At 48.1% G+C, this 16,124-nt stretch carries 18 protein-coding genes; 12 read left to right on the forward strand and 6 right to left on the reverse strand.

The features are described 5' to 3' along the window. The first annotated feature begins 39 nt into the window (after nucleotides 1-39). Both pepE and dcuC read left to right on the forward strand, forming a co-directional pair. The gene (pepE, locus tag H7R39_RS01355; protein WP_185897636.1) at nucleotides 40-750 is read left to right on the forward strand and encodes a dipeptidase PepE; all 711 of its coding nucleotides are present in this window, start codon (nucleotides 40-42) and stop codon (nucleotides 748-750) included. Between the two features lie 185 nt (nucleotides 751-935). Then, nucleotides 936-2,243 carry a C4-dicarboxylate transporter DcuC gene (gene dcuC, locus H7R39_RS01360; protein WP_185897637.1) on the forward strand — a complete coding sequence of 436 codons (1,308 nt, stop codon included), beginning with the start codon at nucleotides 936-938 and terminating at the stop codon, nucleotides 2,241-2,243. Between the two features lie 198 nt (nucleotides 2,244-2,441). Here the strand turns inward: dcuC and H7R39_RS01365 are convergent, their stop codons facing one another. From H7R39_RS01365 to pepT, 3 genes are all read right to left on the reverse strand, one after another. After that, nucleotides 2,442-3,011, reverse strand: coding sequence for a tetratricopeptide repeat protein (locus H7R39_RS01365; protein WP_185898474.1), 570 nt, complete (start codon nucleotides 3,009-3,011; stop codon nucleotides 2,442-2,444). Between the two features lie 74 nt (nucleotides 3,012-3,085). Further along, complete coding sequence (locus H7R39_RS11410) at nucleotides 3,086-3,208, reverse strand: hypothetical protein (protein ID WP_267454497.1); 123 nt, start codon at nucleotides 3,206-3,208, stop codon at nucleotides 3,086-3,088. A 12-nt stretch (nucleotides 3,209-3,220) separates the two neighbouring features. Continuing rightward, nucleotides 3,221-4,456: a peptidase T gene (gene pepT, locus H7R39_RS01370; RefSeq protein ID WP_185897638.1), complete on the reverse strand. Its 1,236-nt coding sequence runs from the start codon at nucleotides 4,454-4,456 to the stop codon at nucleotides 3,221-3,223. A 136-nt stretch (nucleotides 4,457-4,592) separates the two neighbouring features. Here pepT and H7R39_RS01375 point away from each other — a divergent pair, with 136 nt between their 5' ends. After that, on the forward strand, nucleotides 4,593-5,030 hold the full coding sequence (locus tag H7R39_RS01375) for a DUF6882 domain-containing protein (RefSeq protein ID WP_185897639.1): 438 nt from the start codon (nucleotides 4,593-4,595) through the stop codon (nucleotides 5,028-5,030). After that, the gene (locus H7R39_RS01380; protein WP_185897640.1) at nucleotides 4,973-5,302 is read left to right on the forward strand and encodes a hypothetical protein; all 330 of its coding nucleotides are present in this window, start codon (nucleotides 4,973-4,975) and stop codon (nucleotides 5,300-5,302) included. The genes H7R39_RS01375 and H7R39_RS01380 overlap by 58 nt, the downstream gene beginning before the upstream one ends. 50 nt (nucleotides 5,303-5,352) lie before the next feature. Here H7R39_RS01380 and H7R39_RS01385 read toward each other — a convergent pair whose 3' ends face one another. The 3 genes from H7R39_RS01385 to H7R39_RS01395 all read right to left on the reverse strand — a co-directional run bounded on the left by H7R39_RS01385 (nucleotide 5,353) and on the right by H7R39_RS01395 (nucleotide 8,056). Then, nucleotides 5,353-6,723 carry a cation:dicarboxylate symporter family transporter gene (locus H7R39_RS01385; protein ID WP_185897641.1) on the reverse strand — a complete coding sequence of 457 codons (1,371 nt, stop codon included), beginning with the start codon at nucleotides 6,721-6,723 and terminating at the stop codon, nucleotides 5,353-5,355. 116 nt (nucleotides 6,724-6,839) lie between these two features. Then, nucleotides 6,840-7,334, reverse strand: coding sequence for a peptidylprolyl isomerase (locus tag H7R39_RS01390; RefSeq protein ID WP_185897642.1), 495 nt, complete (start codon nucleotides 7,332-7,334; stop codon nucleotides 6,840-6,842). A 14-nt stretch (nucleotides 7,335-7,348) separates the two neighbouring features. Next, complete coding sequence (locus H7R39_RS01395; protein ID WP_002953058.1) at nucleotides 7,349-8,056, reverse strand: YebC/PmpR family DNA-binding transcriptional regulator; 708 nt, start codon at nucleotides 8,054-8,056, stop codon at nucleotides 7,349-7,351. 117 nt (nucleotides 8,057-8,173) lie between these two features. Between H7R39_RS01395 and H7R39_RS01400 the strand changes: the two genes are divergently transcribed. The 8 genes from H7R39_RS01400 (at nucleotide 8,174) to H7R39_RS01435 (ending at nucleotide 16,059) form a co-directional block, all read left to right on the forward strand. Beyond that, nucleotides 8,174-8,728: a GNAT family N-acetyltransferase gene (locus tag H7R39_RS01400; protein ID WP_185897643.1), complete on the forward strand. Its 555-nt coding sequence runs from the start codon at nucleotides 8,174-8,176 to the stop codon at nucleotides 8,726-8,728. Then, complete coding sequence (locus H7R39_RS01405; protein WP_185897644.1) at nucleotides 8,725-8,928, forward strand: heavy-metal-associated domain-containing protein; 204 nt, start codon at nucleotides 8,725-8,727, stop codon at nucleotides 8,926-8,928. The genes H7R39_RS01400 and H7R39_RS01405 overlap by 4 nt, the downstream gene beginning before the upstream one ends. Next, nucleotides 8,928-11,087 (forward strand): heavy metal translocating P-type ATPase, encoded by a 2,160-nt coding sequence (locus tag H7R39_RS01410; RefSeq protein ID WP_185897645.1) that lies wholly within the window; start codon nucleotides 8,928-8,930, stop codon nucleotides 11,085-11,087. The genes H7R39_RS01405 and H7R39_RS01410 overlap by 1 nt, the downstream gene beginning before the upstream one ends. 49 nt (nucleotides 11,088-11,136) lie before the next feature. Then, nucleotides 11,137-11,694, forward strand: a complete 558-nt coding sequence (locus tag H7R39_RS01415; RefSeq protein ID WP_185897646.1) for a hypothetical protein — start codon at nucleotides 11,137-11,139, stop codon at nucleotides 11,692-11,694. Continuing rightward, the gene (lgt, locus tag H7R39_RS01420; RefSeq protein WP_185897647.1) at nucleotides 11,691-12,506 is read left to right on the forward strand and encodes a prolipoprotein diacylglyceryl transferase; all 816 of its coding nucleotides are present in this window, start codon (nucleotides 11,691-11,693) and stop codon (nucleotides 12,504-12,506) included. The genes H7R39_RS01415 and lgt overlap by 4 nt, the downstream gene beginning before the upstream one ends. A gap of 105 nt (nucleotides 12,507-12,611) precedes the next feature. Further along, nucleotides 12,612-13,310: a fumarate reductase cytochrome b subunit gene (locus tag H7R39_RS01425; RefSeq protein WP_185897648.1), complete on the forward strand. Its 699-nt coding sequence runs from the start codon at nucleotides 12,612-12,614 to the stop codon at nucleotides 13,308-13,310. An 18-nt stretch (nucleotides 13,311-13,328) separates the two neighbouring features. Next, complete coding sequence (locus tag H7R39_RS01430) at nucleotides 13,329-15,347, forward strand: fumarate reductase flavoprotein subunit (protein ID WP_185897649.1); 2,019 nt, start codon at nucleotides 13,329-13,331, stop codon at nucleotides 15,345-15,347. Continuing rightward, a complete protein-coding gene (locus tag H7R39_RS01435; RefSeq protein WP_002953066.1) occupies nucleotides 15,340-16,059 on the forward strand; it encodes a fumarate reductase iron-sulfur subunit in 720 nt (239 codons plus the stop codon). Before H7R39_RS01430 ends, H7R39_RS01435 begins: the two co-directional genes overlap by 8 nt. Nucleotides 16,060-16,124: the final 65 nt, after the last annotated feature.

Genomic DNA, 16,124 nt, shown 5'->3' on the forward strand with positions numbered 1-16,124 from the left:
TTTTAACAATGACGAAATCTGTAAATTTAGGAGGATTTTATGAAGCAGGCTTTGCTTTTAAGCAGTTCGAGCTACAAAGATACGGGCTATCTTAGACACTGTAAAAACTGGATATACGACTTTTTAAAAGAGTGCGGAGTTTGGGACGAGCAGGTGCTTTTCATCCCGTACGCCGGAGTTCGCCGCACAAACGACGAGTACGAGCAAAAGGTCATCGACTGCCTAGAATACAAAAATATCGCGTCCATCCATAACTTTAGCGATCCAAAGCGCGCCGTAGCCGAAGCTAAAGCCATCTGTATCGGCGGCGGAAATACCTTTGCGCTGCTTTACTATCTTTATAAATTTGATCTAGTCGAAGCTATCAAGAAAAGAGTGGAGGCGGGAGTGCCGTATTTTGGCTGGAGCGCGGGCGCAAATGTCGCCGGAAGCACGATGATGACGACAAACGACATGCCTATCATCATGCCAAAAAGCTTTGACGCGTTAAATATATTCCCGCATCAGATAAATCCGCATTTTATCAGCGGCAAGATCGCCGGACACAACGGCGAAAGCAGGGAGGAGAGGCTGGAGGAGTTTTTGATAGTAAATCAAAAAAGCCTGATCTACGCGCTGCCTGAAGGCACGGCTCTAAGGATAAAGGGCGAAAACGCGGCCGTGATGGGCATGGAAAATAGCCCCGTCTTAAAAATGGCGTATCAAAAAGAAACCGAGCTCATAAAGGTTGGAGATAGCTTTAAATTTTAGCTGTTTTCGGTTCGCGGCTCAAATTTGAAACGGCTTTAGAAAAGCTTTCAAATTTGGATTTGGTATCGATCGGCGACAAAAATAAAAAGATTAAATTTGACTCGAAAGTAGCGTGCAAAACCCAAGCGGCGCAAATTTGATCTAAATTTGAAATAAGTATAAAACACAAAACGAAAGGGGACAAAATGGCTACTGCTAAGCTAATCTGTGCGGTCATAGGCTTGATCGCCGTCGTGTTTTTATTGGTCAAAAAAAGAGAGACCAAAACCGTGCTCATCGGCGTGGGACTCGTGCTCTGCGTCATCTGTCTAAATCCGCTCGGAGCGCTTGAGAGCTTTACGAAGTCGATGACTTCGGCCGGCCTTATCAAGGCGATATGCGCCAGCATGGGCTTTGCCTACGTTATGAAGGTGACTAAGTGCGACCAGCACCTAGTTTTGCTACTTACCAAGCCGATGAAAAATATCGGATTTTTGCTGATTCCGGCTACTTTCGTGCTGACTTATTTTATCAACATCGCGATACCGTCGGCTGCGGGCTGCTCGGCTGCGGTGGGAGCTACGATGATACCGCTCTTGATGGCGTCGGGCGTACGTCCTGCGATGGCGGGAGCGGCTGTGTTTGCTGGTACGTTTGGCGGCGTGCTAAGCCCCGGCTCGGCGCATAATATCTTCGTAACCGATATGGTAAAAAAGACAAATGAAGCCTACACCGTCCAAGACGTCATCGGCGTTCAGTTTCCAAACGCCGTCGCCGCAGGCATCGTAGTTTTGATCGTGATTAGCTTGACGGCGATTATCTTTAAAGATTATCAAAAAGGACAGGATTTCTCGTCTAAATCTACAAGCAACGCGGGCGAAGCGACGCAGACGAAGGTAAATTTACTCTTTGCTCTAGCGCCTCTCATCCCGCTAGTTATCCTCATCGTCGGCGGTACAGGCCTAAATAAAATCTCGTGGCTAGCATGGACGAAGATGGGCGTGGCCGAGGCTATGATCCTTGGTGCTATCATCGCGGTTTTCATCACGTGGACGAGCCCGGAAAAGATCACCAAAGAGTTTTTTAACGGTATGGGCAGCGCCTACGCCGAGGTTATGGGTATCATCATCGCGGCTGGCGTTTTCGTCGCGGGTCTAAAGGCGTGCGGCGCGATCGACGCGGTCACCGAGTGGCTAAAACACTCTCAGGAGTTCGTGCGCTACGGCGGCACTTTCGTGCCGTATCTCATGGGTACGGTTACGGGTTCTGGGGATGCGGCTACTATGGCGTTTAACCAAGCTATCACCGTTCACGCCGCGGATCTTGGCTTCACGCAAGATAAACTAGGCATGGCCGCTGCTATCTCAGGCGCGCTAGGCCGCTCGTCGTCTCCTATCGCGGGTGCAGCGATCGTGTGCGCGGGCCTAGCTATGGTTAGCCCGGTCGAGATAGCTAAGCGAACGGCTCCGGCGATGGCGATAGCCGTGTGCGTTATAGCGTTTTTTATGCTCTAAATTTACGGAGCTAAATTTGATAAAGTCGGCGCTTTGCCGACTTTGCGTTTGCCGGGGCGATGCCAGTCGTCCTGGCTCATGATTTGGGTTTTGCGAGAGATTTTTATACGTGCAGCTTGCCGCTAAAATTTAAGGCTAAAACGGCAAATTTTACTATTAAATTTACCGAGTCAAATTTGCCGCGCAAAGGCCGTAAAATTATCTTTGGATAAATTCTTTATAGCGGTCGCAGGCTAGCTCCGGCTCCATATCGCACGCTTTTTTGAGGTATTTTTCGGCCGCGTTTGTATCCTCTTTGACGCCGCGTCCTTGCGCGTATAGGTTGCCTAGGTTGTAGCATCCGCCGCCGTTACCCATATCGCAAGCTTTGGCGTAAAATTCGCTAGCCTTTGCGTAGTCTTGCCTGGCGCCGCGCCCGTTTGCGTAGGCAAAGCCCAAATTTGAGCAGCCCGCCTCATCGCCCATATCGCACGCCTTTGTGTAAAGCTGGGCAGCTTTTTTGCTATCCTGCGCTACGCCGCTTCCGTTGTCGTATAAAAAGCCCAAATTTGAGCAGCCTGCGCCGTTACCTAGCTCGCACGCCTTTGAGTAGAGCTCCGCCGCTTTTTGATAGTCTTGCACGGTTCCATCTCGCCCGTTATCGTATAAAACTCCAAGCTCGTAGTAGCTTGCTCCTTTTTCATCGTCGCACTCCTTTTGCAGCGCGTTTATGTCGGCGCCGACAGCCAAAACCGAAGCAGCGATCAGCGGCAAAAATATCTTTTTCATCAAATTTGCTCCTATTTAAATTTGCTTTCGCATTTTACGCAAAGCGAGCTTAAATTCGGGCGACTCGGTCAAATTTACGGTTCAAATTTGACGTAAATTTGAGCTAGCGCCGTGAAGAGATGGGTCTCGTAAACGTAGATAAAGGCAGTCGGCGGGGCGATTGCGACTTGCAAATTTGAGAGCGAAGTCGCCCTCAAATTTGATCCGGTTTATTTCTCTGCTATGATTTTTACGATCTCGCAGACGACGTTGCTGGCCGCGCGTAGCGATTTTACCGGCAGGTACTCGTAGATGGAGTGAAAGTTGTGCGCGCCGGTAAAAAGATTCGGACACGGTACGCCCTTTTCCGAGATGACCGCGCCGTCGTATCCGCCTCGCATCGGGATCACTTTTGGCTCGATATTTAGGCGTGCGTAGGCCTGCTTGGCCGCGACGACGGGCAGGCTGTTTTCGCCGTCCGCTAGGTAGTTAAATACGTTTTTGTAGCGGTCTTTTAGGCTGATTTGAATTCTGTGCGCGCCGTAAATTTTAGCAAACGAGTCGGAGAGATCTTGCAAAAACGCCATGCGCTGCGCGTATTTCGCCTCGTTAAATTCGCGAACGTCGAGCTTTAGCACGGTCTTTGCGCTGTTGCCAGATAGCTCTTTGACCCAGTAGTAGCCTTCGACGCCGTCGGTGTACTCGGGCGCTTCGCCGCCCGGTAGCATCGAGATAAATTTGTGCGCGAGTAGCAATGAATTTACTAGCTTGCCCTTGGCGTTCATCGGGTGCGCGGACTGCCCGACGAAGGTCACGACCGCGTCGCCGGCGTTCCAGTTTTGATAAATCAGCTCGCCGATACCGCAGCAATCAAGACAATAGGCAAAATCAGCCTTTATCTCCGAGACGTCAAGCGCCTTGGCTCCGCGCAGACCTTGTTCCTCGTCGGGTAAAAAGCCAAACGTCACGTCGCCGTGCTCGATCTGCGGGTTTTGTATGAAAAACTGCGCTGCGTTTACGATGGCGGCGATAGCGGCCTTGTCGTCCGCGCCTAGCAGGCTGGTACCGTCGGTTACGATGAGATCGTCTCCGACGTAGTTGGCAAGCTCTGGAAATTCGCTAAGTTTGAGCATTATGCCTAGCTCTTTATTTAGTGTGACGTCGCCACCCTCGTAGCGCACGATTTGCGCTTTCGTGTCGTTTTTTTGCTCCGCGCTCGTATCAAGGTGCGCGAAAAATGCCACGGACGGCAGCTTTTTAGAGGAATTTGACGGCAAAACGGCCGTAGTTATGGCGTTTTCTCGTCTTTTTATATTTTGCAAGCCAAGCTCTTTTAGCTCGCTTTCTATCAGCTTTGCCAGATCGTGCTCGGTTGGGTTTGAAGGCATGATGCCCGCCGCGCCCGCTTCGCGGTTTGTCGTGGTGTTGATCTTCGTATAGCGTAAAAACCTGTCGACTATGTCCATGTTCGCTCCTAAATTTGAGATAAAATTTATGAAATTATACTATCTTTTAATTAATCTTAAAATAAAATTTTAATATTTTTTGGCAAGTTTAAAATTTAATCGGTATAATTCGCAAACTAAATTTAAAGGAGCAAAAATGCGAAATTTACGTTACGTAGGCGATTTTTCGGACTTTCATCAGGTTTTTTCGGCGACGCTGGGCAAGATGGCGACCGTGCAAAACAGATTTGCTGATATCGTCGGCAGCCTCGACTGGAACGTGGATTTTGACAGCTGCGAGATATCTTTCGGCGATCAAATCTATAAGATCCGGTTTATCGGCAGCGAGTCAAACGCGAGCGGCACGTGGCTGTGGGGACACGCGAACGTAAATAACTTCGGCGAGGAGGCGACGCGGTTTTCGGCGGAGGTGTTGCGCACGGGGCTGGAGTGGGGTTTGCAGGCTTTTAGCGAGCCTAGCTTTGAGCTAGATGATACTTTAACGGACATACGCTATGTATCGCCGCGTGCGGAGCCGTGGGCGAAAATTTATGCTACTACGGCTGCAGGCACGATAAGGGCTGCGCGTTTGTAGCGATCACCGATGCGCCGGCATCGCTTTTTGAGCCTCTTGGCGCACACGAGTTTGTTAAAATCGCAAGCGGCTGCATACAAAATCACGACGTAGATCATAAAATTTTTATCAAAAGCTTTTTGGAATTTAACGGAGTCAAATTTGATGAAAACGTCGAAAAGGGCGGATTTTTTAAGAAAGCCAAAGACGAGATCGTAGCCAAATTTGACAAAGAGCTTTTGATCAAATTTGACGACAAGGGTAGGATTTCGGGATTTAAATACGAATTTTAAATTTGGGTAGTTTGAGCAAGGCGATGAGCTAAAAGCCCACCGCCTTAAATTTACGAATGGAAGTGAAACTCGTCCGGGTGATCGAGTGCGTAGCGGAATTTCTCCATATCTACTTTTTTATCCCAGATCGAGATGATTAGGCAGCCTACGGCGTTACCGCAGAGGTTTCCGACTGCGCGCATCTCGGACATAAATTTATCCACGCCGAGCAGCACCGCAACCGTAACGACCGGGATACCTGCGCTAGGAAGCGCGGCAAGCGTACCGGCAAGTATGATAAATCCAGAGCCCGTGACGCCGACGGCACCCTTGCTCGTTACCATCAAGATGACTAGAATTTGTATCAGGTGCTCGACCGTTAGCGGGATACCGAAGGCTTGAGCTAGGAAAATAACGCTAAGCGATAGATAGATGTTCGTGCAGTCAAGGTTAAACGAGTATCCAGTCGGTATGATGAGTCCGACCGCGCCCCTGTGGATGCCCGCGGCTTCGAGCTTTTGCATGAGCGGAGCTAGCGCGGTCTCCGAGGAGCTCGTCGCAAACACGATCAGGACTTCTTTTGCAATGAAGCGCATAAATTTAAAGATATTGACCTTCGCAAAATAGCAAATAACGCCCAAAACTACGAAGATAAAAAACAAGCTCGCAAAAGCCATAACGAAAAGTAGCTCAAGCATACCCAAAAGCGAGTTAATGCCGAATTTACCGATCAAAAACGCCATCGCAGAAAATGCCGCAACCGGGCTAAATAGCATCAAAATCGTAAGCAGTTTTAGCACCCAGTGCTGAACGATTTCAAGCGGTCTTAGGATCTTCTTTTTGTAGTCGTGCTTTAAAAACGAGATCGCAACAGCCGTAACGATTGCCAAAAATAGCACTTGAAGCGTGTTTGATTTGATAAACGGATCAAGCAGATGCACGTAAGGGAAGATACCGTCAACCGGTACAGCGCCGCGTAAAATGTGAAGCGTATGCGCTAAAACCCCGCTGTTTGCGTCGATATTTGAGGCTTGGCTCGTAAATTTCTCTACGCTGGAGGCGTCAAGCTGCGTGTAGTCAAGGTGCATATCGTGACCCGGCTTTAGCGTCTCGCCAAAGATTATTCCCACGGCAAGAGCTATGGTGCTAACGACCTCAAAGTAGATAAAACCTTTAAGTCCGATGGAGCCTAGCTCCTTCATACTCTCAAGTCCGATGATACCTGAGACTATCGTGAGGAAAATGATCGGTCCGATGAGAGCTTTTAAAGCTTTTATAAAGTAGTCGATGCCAGGCTTGCTCGCGATGCCTAGATCGGGGAAGATCATGCCGACCGCGATACCTGCGACGATGCCGAAAACCACCCAAAACGCTAGGTTGGTAAACATTCTAATAAGAAAAGGTTTTTGCGGTTTTACCGCGTTTGAAACGCTTGGGTTCAAGAGGTGTCCTTTAAAAATTATTAAAAAGTTATTTTAACAAATAAATTTATATAAAAAGATAAAATCGCGGCGATTTTTGGTCAAATTTTACCCGCCGCCGCAAATTTCATCAAATTTTACAAACTCTCTAAAATTTCGATCGAGTTTATCTTATCGCCTTGTCTAACGCTATCTAGAGTCTTTAGGCTAGGCTCGTCCACGATCTGTCCAAACACCGTATGCACGCCGTCAAGGTGCGGCTGCGCGCTGTGACAGACGAAAAACTGACTGCCGCCCGTATCGCGTCCGGCGTGCGCCATAGATAGCGCTCCGCGTTTATGCTTGTGTTTTTGACCTACGCACTCGCATTTGATGCGCCAGCCCGGCCCCCCGATGCCCGTGCCGTGCGGGCAGCCGCCCTGGATCACGAAATTTGGGATCACGCGGTGGAAATTTAACCCGTCGTAAAAGCCGCTTTTAGCTAGCTGAGCAAAATTCGTCACCGCTTGCGGCGCTTCGTCGCCGTAGAGCTCGAGTTTCATATCGCCCTTTTCCGTGTGGATAACGGCAAATTTGAGCTTAGCAAGCTCGGCTGCGTCGATGTCGTAGATTTTTAGTTCGTCGTTTCTCATTTTGTTCCTTAAATTTATTCGATATTTGTATAAACAGCTTGCACGTCGTCGTCGTCTTCGAGCTTATCGAGGAGCTTTTCTAGCTCGTTCATTTGCTCTTCGTCTAGGCTTACGGGCGAGTTTGCGATGTATTGCAGGCTAGCTTTTTTAGCCTCTAGGCCCAGCTTTTCGATACCTTCGCTTAGCGTGCCGAAGCTCGCGTAATCGCCATAGATATAAAGCACGCCGTCTTCCTCCTCGATCTCGGTTAGACCGAAGTCGATGAGCTCTAGCTCGATCTCGTCAAGTTCCTTTGCGGGCATATCAAGCTCGAAAACGCTCTTTCTCGTAAACATGAAATTTAGGCTTCCGCTAGGCAAAATTTCGCCGCCGTTTTTGCTAAATATCGCCTTGACGTTTGCGACCGTTCGAGTCGGGTTGTCGGTAGCGCACTCGACGATGATTTGCACGCCGTGCGCGCCCTTGCCGTCGTAAAAGATAGTCTTGATATCCGCGCTATCCTTGCCGCTGGCGCGTTTTATCGCCGCGTCGATGTTGTCTTTTGGCATATTTTGCGCTTTGGCCGCTGCTATCGCGGCGCGAAGTTTCGGGTTCATATCAGGCTCGGTGCCGCCCTCTTTAGCCGCTACGGTTATGGCTTTTGCGAGTTTTGGAAAAACCTTGCTCATCTTGTCCCAGCGCGCTTCTTTCGCGGCGCGCCTATATTCAAACGCTCGTCCCATTTCGTTCCTTTAAAAATTTTTGCCCAATTATATCTAAAAAAATTTTGCATTTTTTTAAAAACGCGAGGTTTTGAGCGTATTAGCAAAAAATTTAGCTTTAAGTCCTATAATCCGCGTATGATTTTAAATGCCCGAAAAGACGACGCCGCGCGCTGCATAGAGCTGTTAAATTTAGCCATGGAGGACATCGCTTTTACGCTTAGCGGCGTGAGCGATCCCGTTAAGAGCGATGAAATTTTGCATAAATTTTTTAGAAGCGAGATAAACCGCCTAAGCTATAACAACGTTTTCGTTTTCAAATTTGACGGCGAGATCGCGGGGGCGATTTGCGCTTACGACGGAGGCGAGATCGATGCGCTAGATGGGCCCATCAGGACGCATTTGCAAACGCTCGGTTTAAGCGAATTTCCGCAGACGGAGTGCTTTGCAGACGAGCTATATATCGATAGCCTAGCCGTAGACGAGAGATTTCGCGGACGAGGTATTGCAAAAGAGCTGATCAAATTTATCTTTGCCCTCGCGCCAAAACGAAATATCAAAAAAGTAGCCCTCATCGTCGATGGAAAAAAGCCTAAAACTATGGCTTTTTACGAGCGTTTGGGCTTTGAGACCGACTGCGAAATGATCATAAATTCTCACAAATACTACCATATGATAAAGGAGATAGAATGACTAAATTTAAGGTTGCTAACATCCACTGCGAAAACTGCGCAAACACCATAAAAAACGCTCTTGGCGACGAATACGGCGAGATAAAGGTCGATCTTGGCGTAGAACCTAGGGTCGTGAGCGTAAATTTAGACGGCAAGAACGAGGCGAAATTTAAAGAGGAGCTGGATGATTTGGGCTTTAGCGTCATAGAGAAAATTTGATGCAAAATATCAAACTAAATATCGCGGGCATGACCTGCGTAAACTGCTCAAACGCCATCGAGCGCGTAACTAAAAAGATCGCGGGCGTACTAGACGCGAAGGTCAGCTTCGCAAACGGTTCGGGTGAATTTATCATAGAAAACGCCGAAGTACAAGCCGCGATAGAGGAAAAAATAAAAAAACTAGGCTACGGCGTGGCAAAGGATTTGGTGGAATTTGAAGCCAAGCGCGAGAAGCATATCTTAGATTTACGCCGAAATTTCCTAGCCGCCGCAGCTTTTAGCGCGGTGATCATGGCGCTTGAGATGAGCGAGCAGCCAAGCGCGGCAAAATCGGCTATCATGCTGGCGCTTGCCTTTATCACGATAGCTACGTGCGGGCGGGACTTTTTCATCCATGCTTACGGCGCGCTGAAAAATAAAAATTTCGACATGAACGTACTCGTCGCGCTGGGCACTAGCACGGCGTTTGCCTATTCGCTGGGGGTTTTTATCGCGGGCGAGCGCCTACCCGAAAACATGCGCCACCTCTACGTTTCTGGCGCGGCTATGATAACGGCTTTCGTGCTGCTTGGTAAATTTTTAGAAGAGCGCTCAAAAGCTCGCGCAGGCGATTATATAAAATCGCTCATGGATATGTCGCCAAAGACCGCTCTCGTACTACAAAAAGACGGTAGCGCGCTGGAAGTGGATGCAGTGAGCCTAAAAATAGGCGACATTGCGGTCGTAAAGAGCGGCTACGCTGTGCCTTGCGACGGAGTCGTGATAAACGGCGGCGCAGAGATCGATACCTCGATGCTAACGGGCGAGAGCCTACCCGTCTATAAAAGGCAAGGCGACGAGGTCAATGCCGGGACCATAAATTTAAACGGCTACATCAACGTAAAGGTTACTAAGCCCGCTAATCAAACGCTTTTGTCGCAAATTTTAGAGCTTTTAAGCGACGCATCGAGCAAAAAGATGCCTATCAGCCGCTTTGCCGACCGCGTGGCAAATATCTTCGTGCCCAGCGTAATAGCTATCGCCGTCGTTACGTTTTGCGCGTGGTTTGCGATTACTGGAAATGCGCTACAAGGCGTGCTAAGCGCGGTTTGCGTGCTCATTATCTCATGTCCTTGCGCGCTGGGGCTAGCTACCCCGATAGCTATCGTCTCCTCGCTATCTCTGGGCGCTAAAAACGGAATCCTAATCAAAAATCCCGAGGTCTTAGAGATTCTTGGCGGCGTGAAATACGCGGTATTTGACAAAACCGGAACGCTAACCAAGGGCGAAATTTCGGTAAATTTTACCGATATAAATGATGAAAATTTAGCCAAAATCGCCGCGCTAGAGGCTAAAAGCTCGCATCCGATATCGGCTGCGATCGTTAGATACGCAAATGAGCTGGGGCTTAAAATTTTAGGCGACGAAAAGGGCTTTGAAAATATCGCCGGACGCGGCGTAAAGAGCGAGGATGATAGCGTAATAGCGGGCAACGAGGCCTTTTTAAGCGAGTTTGGCGTTGAGATAAGCGCGCAGGCTAAAGAGCAAATCGCCAAAGCGCAAAACGAAGGAAACGGCGTGGTGCTAGCGGCCGTGGATAAAATTTACGTTGGATTTATTGCGCTTAGCGACACGGTAAAAGAGGACGCCGCGCAGGCTATGCAAAGCCTAAAAGACATCGGTATAACGCCCGTGATGCTAACGGGAGATAATGCCTTCACCGCTAAAAACGTGGCTGGCAAGCTAGGCGTAGAAAAGGTCTTTGCCGGCATGTTGCCTAATGAAAAATTTGAAACCATAAAACGTCTGCAAGAAGAGGGTGCGGTGCTATTTGTCGGCGACGGTATAAACGACGCCGCCTCGCTAAAGCAAGCAAATGTGGGCATCGCGATGAGTAGCGGTGCGGATATCGCAAAAGAAGCGGGCGACGTAGTGCTGGTAAGAAATGACCTAAAAAGCGCGGTCTCTACGATAAATTTGGCCAAAGAGACGATGAAAACGATAAAGCAAAATTTGTTTTGGGCGTTTGTTTATAACGCCGTTTGTATACCGGTTGCGGCCGGGGTTTTGGCGCCTCTAGGCCTCATGCTAACGCCTGTTTACGGAGCTGCGGCGATGTGTTTTAGCTCGGTCACGGTCGTGTTAAATTCGATCAGATTACGATTTAAGCAAATCTAAAATTTAGCCTAAATTTTGTAAAATCCCGCAAAAAACACAAAGGAAAATGATGAATTTAGGTAAATTTTACGCCGTGATCGCAAGGATATTTGCGTTAAATTTCGCTCTGCCGCCGAGCGCGAAGCTTTTTAGCGAGCTAAATAAAAATCCAAAATGGATAATAACAAACGATAGCGAAGCAAACGCCAAGGGGCGCGCGCTATACGAGGAGTCGATAAAAGGCGAGAGTATAGAAGAGATCGTAAAGGATTTCGCAAATTTGAAAAAATATTTTAACGCGGAGTTCTTTTTTGAAGGCGATAAGGCGCGCCTCGAGGGCTTTTATAAAAAGTGCAAATTTAGCCCAAATTTAAACGTCAGCGCGCTTGATAGCCTAACGAACGAACTTTCGTTTTTCTCCTCCGTCGTCGAGCTAAAACAAGACGAACAGACGAAGGAAATTTTGGGCGTTTTGCTAAGCTCCTATCTGCTACCGTATGCCAAAAAGCTGGCCCCCATCCTGCAAAACGAAGCGGGAAGCAAATTTTACCGCGCGATGGGCTATCTTTTTGAGGATTTTGCGAGCGGCATCGAAAATACGCTAAAAGTCAAAGTCGTACCTAGATGAGTTGGTGGAACGACTTTTATATAAATTTCGACCCGGTCGCGTTTGAGCTGTTTGGCATCAAGGTGCACTGGTATGGGATAATGTACGTCCTGGCGCTACTAGTGGCACTCGGAGTGGCTAAATTTATCGTCAAGCGCGATAATATGCAAATTTCAAATTCGCTACTTGATAACTATTTCTTTTGGGTGGAAATCGGCGTGATACTGGGCGCGAGACTGGGCTACATCGTCATTTACGATCCAAATACCGCTTATTATCTCACTCATCCTTGGCAGATTTTTAACCCCTTTCACAACGGCGAATTTGTCGGCATTCGCGGTATGAGCTATCACGGCGCGGTGGTCGGGTTTTTGATAGCGACGTGGGCTTTTTGCCGTAAATTTAAGCAAAATTTGTGGCAACTTTTGGATCTCGTTGCGCTTAGCATTCCGCTTGGATATTTTTTCGGTCGCATCGGTAATTTTTTAAATCAAGAGCTATTCGGTCGTATCACGGACGTCTCATGGGCGATCAACGTCGCGGGACAGATGCGTCATCCATCGCAAATTTACGAAGCGGTTTTAGAAGGGCTTGCAGTTTTTGCTATCCTTTTTGTTTATAGAAAATTTAAAAAATTTGACGGCGAACTTATCGCTCTTTATGCCATGCTTTATACCTTTGCCAGATTTGTCTGCGAGTTCTTTAGAGAGCCTGATTTCGGTATCGGCTTTGTATTTTTAAATTTATCTATGGGACAGATACTATCCTTTTTAATGTTTGCGTGCGGCATTTTCCTTTATCTTATCTTAAATAAAAAATATACAAAATTTTAAAAGGTTTTTAAAGTAATTTACGATACTATTACGCCGTTTTTATAGTGTCGTAATTTAATTTTCTTTTAAGTTATGATAACTTATCTCAATTTTATAGGAGGGCTCATGAGTGGGCTAATCGAGGGCTTCTTGGGTAGGCAAGCGGATACGAAAAAAAGTCGTACTCCTGCCGTTTGGGACAGATGGCAAAGTATAACGGGACTGATTTTGGCCTGTTTTATTTTGTGTCACATGGTATTTACCTCTACCATTTTATTCGGCAAAGGCGCATTTAACGCCGTTGTAGGTTTTGCGGAGGCTAAATTTTTATTCGGCGAGGCTACGTGGTGGATCACTAACGTTATCGCTGCGGTAATATTTGTCATTTTTATTGCTCACGCATTTTTAGCGGTGAGAAAATTCCCTGCAAACTACAGACAATACATCATGTTTAGAGGCCACAAAGACCGTATGAAACACTTCGATACTACGCTTTGGTGGTTTCAGTTTTTAACCGGTTTTGCTCTATTTTTCGCAGCCAGTGCGCACTTAGTCGATATAATCTTCGGCGGACACATCACTGCCGACAAATCAGCGGCTGCATTTCATCAATTAGAAATTTTCTACTTCGCTTTACTTGTATTTATGGTCGTTCACGCCGGCGTGGGAATGTACCGCCTATACGTAAAATGGATAAGCATCGACGGAGTAAACAAACAAGAGATGTTCGCAAAAAGAAATAAAGCCAAAACTGCTATATTTGCAGTCTTTGGAGTGCTCGCGGTCATCGCGCTGATCGCCGATTTCGTGTGGATCAGTCTTTAGGAAAAGGAGCTTTAAAAAATGAACGTAAAATATTATGATGCATTAGTTATCGGAGGCGGTCTAGCGGGGCTTCGAGCTGCCGTTGCCGCTGGAGAAAAGGGGCTAAGTACGGTAGTTTTAAGCCTAATTCCGGTTAAGCGCTCGCACTCTGCGGCTGCGCAAGGTGGCATGCAAGCCTCTTTGGGAAATTCAAAAATGAGCGAAGGCGACAACGAGGATGTGCACTTTGCCGACACGGTAAAAGGTAGCGACTGGGGCTGTGATCAGCAAGTTGCACGTATGTTTTGTCAAACTGCGCCTAAGGCGATCCGCGAGCTAGCTGCTTGGGGCGTGCCTTGGACTCGTATAACAAAAGGCGAGAGAAGCGCTATCATCAACGCTCAAAAAACGACTATCGTAGAAAAAGAAGAGGTCCACGGACTCATCCACTCTCGCGACTTTGGCGGAACTAAAAAATGGAGAACATGCTTTACGGCGGACGCCACCGGTCACACTATGCTTTTTGCCGTAGCAAACGAAGCTCTAAAGCACAACGTCGAAATCCACGACAGAAAAGAAGCTATCGCGCTAATCCACGCAAACAACCGCTGTTACGGCGCGATCGTCCGCGATCTAGTTAACGGCGAGATCACGGCATACGTCGCAAAAGGTACTCTAATCGCTACGGGCGGCTACGGCAGGGTTTATAAACACACTACAAACGCCGTAGTTTGCGAAGGTATCGGCGCGGCTATCGCACTTGAGACCGGCGTAGCTCAGCTAGGAAATATGGAAGCGGTGCAGTTTCACCCGACTCCGATCGTTCCAAGCGGTATCTTGCTAACAGAAGGTTGCCGCGGCGACGGCGGAATTTTACGCGACGTAGACGGATATCGCTTTATGCCCGACTACGAGCCTGAGAAAAAAGAACTAGCTAGCCGCGACGTCGTAAGCCGCCGCATCATGGAGCATATCCGCGCAGGCAAGGGCGTACCTAGCCCATACGGATATCACGTTTGGCTAGATATCTCGATCCTAGGACGCGAGCATATCGAGAAAAACTTACGCGACGTTCAAGAAATTTGCGAAATCTTTAACGGCATCGATCCTGCCGACACCGAAGTATACACCGACGAGAACGGACGACAGCGCGGTAAAGGCTGGGCGCCGATCCTTCCTATGCAGCACTACTCTATGGGCGGCATAAAAACCAAGCCTACAGGCGAGAGCCCGACGCTAGCGGGTCTATTTAGCGCCGGCGAGGCTGCTTGCTGGGATATGCACGGATTTAACCGTCTAGGCGGCAACTCTGTTTCGGAAACTGTCGTCGCGGGCATGATCGTGGGCGATTATTTTGCCGACTACTGCGGTAAGCACGAGATCGAGATAAACACTAACGACATCGAAAAATTCGTTAAAAAAGAGGAAGACTATCTAAAGAGCCTTGTCGAAAAAGAGGGCAAATTTAACGTATTTGAGATCAAAAACAAGATGAAAGACATCATGTGGGAGCACGTGGCGATCTTTAGAACCGGCGAAGGTCTAGCCGTAGCGGTAAAAGAGCTTGAAGAGCTTTATAAACAATCTTTGGACGTCAAAGTAGCAAACAAGGCGCTTTTTGGCAACCCTGAGCTTGAGGAAGCCTACCGCGTACCAAAGATGCTAAAACTGGCCCTTTGTATCGCAAAAGGCGCGCTTGATCGCACCGAGAGCCGTGGAGCGCACTGCCGTGAGGACTATCCGAAACGCGACGACCTAAACTGGCTAAACAGAACTCTAACTAGCTGGAAAGAGGGCGATACGCTACCGACTATCGTGTATGAGCCGCTTGATATTATGAAAATGGAAATTCCGCCGGCATTCCGCGGATACGGAGCCAAGGGCAACATCATCGAGCACCCCGACAGCGCCGTACGCCAAGCGCAGGTCGATGAGATCCGCGCCAAAATGGAAGCCGAAGGCAAAGGCAGATACGAGATCCAAGAAGCGCTAATGCACTATGATCTTCAGCCTAAATATAAAGCACCAAACGAAAGAGCAGGAATAGGATATGAGTAGAAAAATAACCATAAAAGCATTTAAATATAATCCGTTAAGCAAAATTTCAAAGCCGCATTTTGCGACCTACGAGCTAGAGGAAACCGACGGCATGACGCTTTTTATAGCGTTAAATCAAATTCGCGAGAAATTTGACCCGGATCTTAGCTTTGACTTCGTTTGCCGCGCCGGTATCTGCGGCAGCTGCGGTATGCTAGTTAACGGTACGCCAAAGCTTGCTTGCCGTACGCTAACCAAAGACTATCCAAACGGCGTGATCGAGCTTATGCCTCTGCCGGTATTTAAGCTACTAAAAGACCTAAGCGTAGACACGGGCAACTGGATGAATGCGATGAGTAAGCGCGTGGAGAGCTGGATACACACCGACCACGAGACCGATATCTCTAAGCTTGAGGAAAAAGTCGAGCCTGAAGTAGCGCAAGAGGTATTCGAGCTTGACCGCTGCATCGAGTGCGGTATCTGCGTAGCTGCGTGCGGTACGGCTATCATGAGGCCTGATTTTATCGGTGCGGTCGGACTTAACCGCGTAGCTAGATTTAAAATCGACGCGCTTGACAAGCGAACCGACGAGGACTTTTACGAGCTTATCGGCGATGATGACGGCGTGTTTGGCTGTATGACTTTGCTAGGCTGCGAGGATAACTGCCCTAAACACCTCCCGCTACAAAGCAGGATCGCGTATATGCGCAGAAAGATGGCTGTAATAAAGTAGCCAAGGGGTCGTGAGACCCCTTTTAAATTTAACTTCAAATTTTGCTATACTTCTTCTCAAATTTA

Source organism: Campylobacter massiliensis (assembly GCF_014253065.1).
Classification (GTDB): Bacteria; Campylobacterota; Campylobacteria; order Campylobacterales; family Campylobacteraceae; genus Campylobacter_A; species Campylobacter_A massiliensis.

Coding starts and splice junctions, on each gene's coding strand:
- pepE (WP_185897636.1), top strand. CDS start 40: ATGAAGCAGGCTTTGCTTTTAAGCAGTTCGAGCTACAAAGATACGGGC.
- dcuC (WP_185897637.1), top strand. CDS start 936: ATGGCTACTGCTAAGCTAATCTGTGCGGTCATAGGCTTGATCGCCGTC.
- H7R39_RS01365 (WP_185898474.1), bottom strand. CDS start 3,011: ATGAAAAAGATATTTTTGCCGCTGATCGCTGCTTCGGTTTTGGCTGTC.
- pepT (WP_185897638.1), bottom strand. CDS start 4,456: ATGGACATAGTCGACAGGTTTTTACGCTATACGAAGATCAACACCACG.
- H7R39_RS01375 (WP_185897639.1), top strand. CDS start 4,593: ATGCGAAATTTACGTTACGTAGGCGATTTTTCGGACTTTCATCAGGTT.
- H7R39_RS01390 (WP_185897642.1), bottom strand. CDS start 7,334: ATGAGAAACGACGAACTAAAAATCTACGACATCGACGCAGCCGAGCTT.
- H7R39_RS01395 (WP_002953058.1), bottom strand. CDS start 8,056: ATGGGACGAGCGTTTGAATATAGGCGCGCCGCGAAAGAAGCGCGCTGG.
- H7R39_RS01400 (WP_185897643.1), top strand. CDS start 8,174: ATGATTTTAAATGCCCGAAAAGACGACGCCGCGCGCTGCATAGAGCTG.
- H7R39_RS01405 (WP_185897644.1), top strand. CDS start 8,725: ATGACTAAATTTAAGGTTGCTAACATCCACTGCGAAAACTGCGCAAAC.
- H7R39_RS01410 (WP_185897645.1), top strand. CDS start 8,928: ATGCAAAATATCAAACTAAATATCGCGGGCATGACCTGCGTAAACTGC.
- H7R39_RS01415 (WP_185897646.1), top strand. CDS start 11,137: ATGAATTTAGGTAAATTTTACGCCGTGATCGCAAGGATATTTGCGTTA.
- lgt (WP_185897647.1), top strand. CDS start 11,691: ATGAGTTGGTGGAACGACTTTTATATAAATTTCGACCCGGTCGCGTTT.
- H7R39_RS01425 (WP_185897648.1), top strand. CDS start 12,612: ATGAGTGGGCTAATCGAGGGCTTCTTGGGTAGGCAAGCGGATACGAAA.
- H7R39_RS01430 (WP_185897649.1), top strand. CDS start 13,329: ATGAACGTAAAATATTATGATGCATTAGTTATCGGAGGCGGTCTAGCG.
- H7R39_RS01435 (WP_002953066.1), top strand. CDS start 15,340: ATGAGTAGAAAAATAACCATAAAAGCATTTAAATATAATCCGTTAAGC.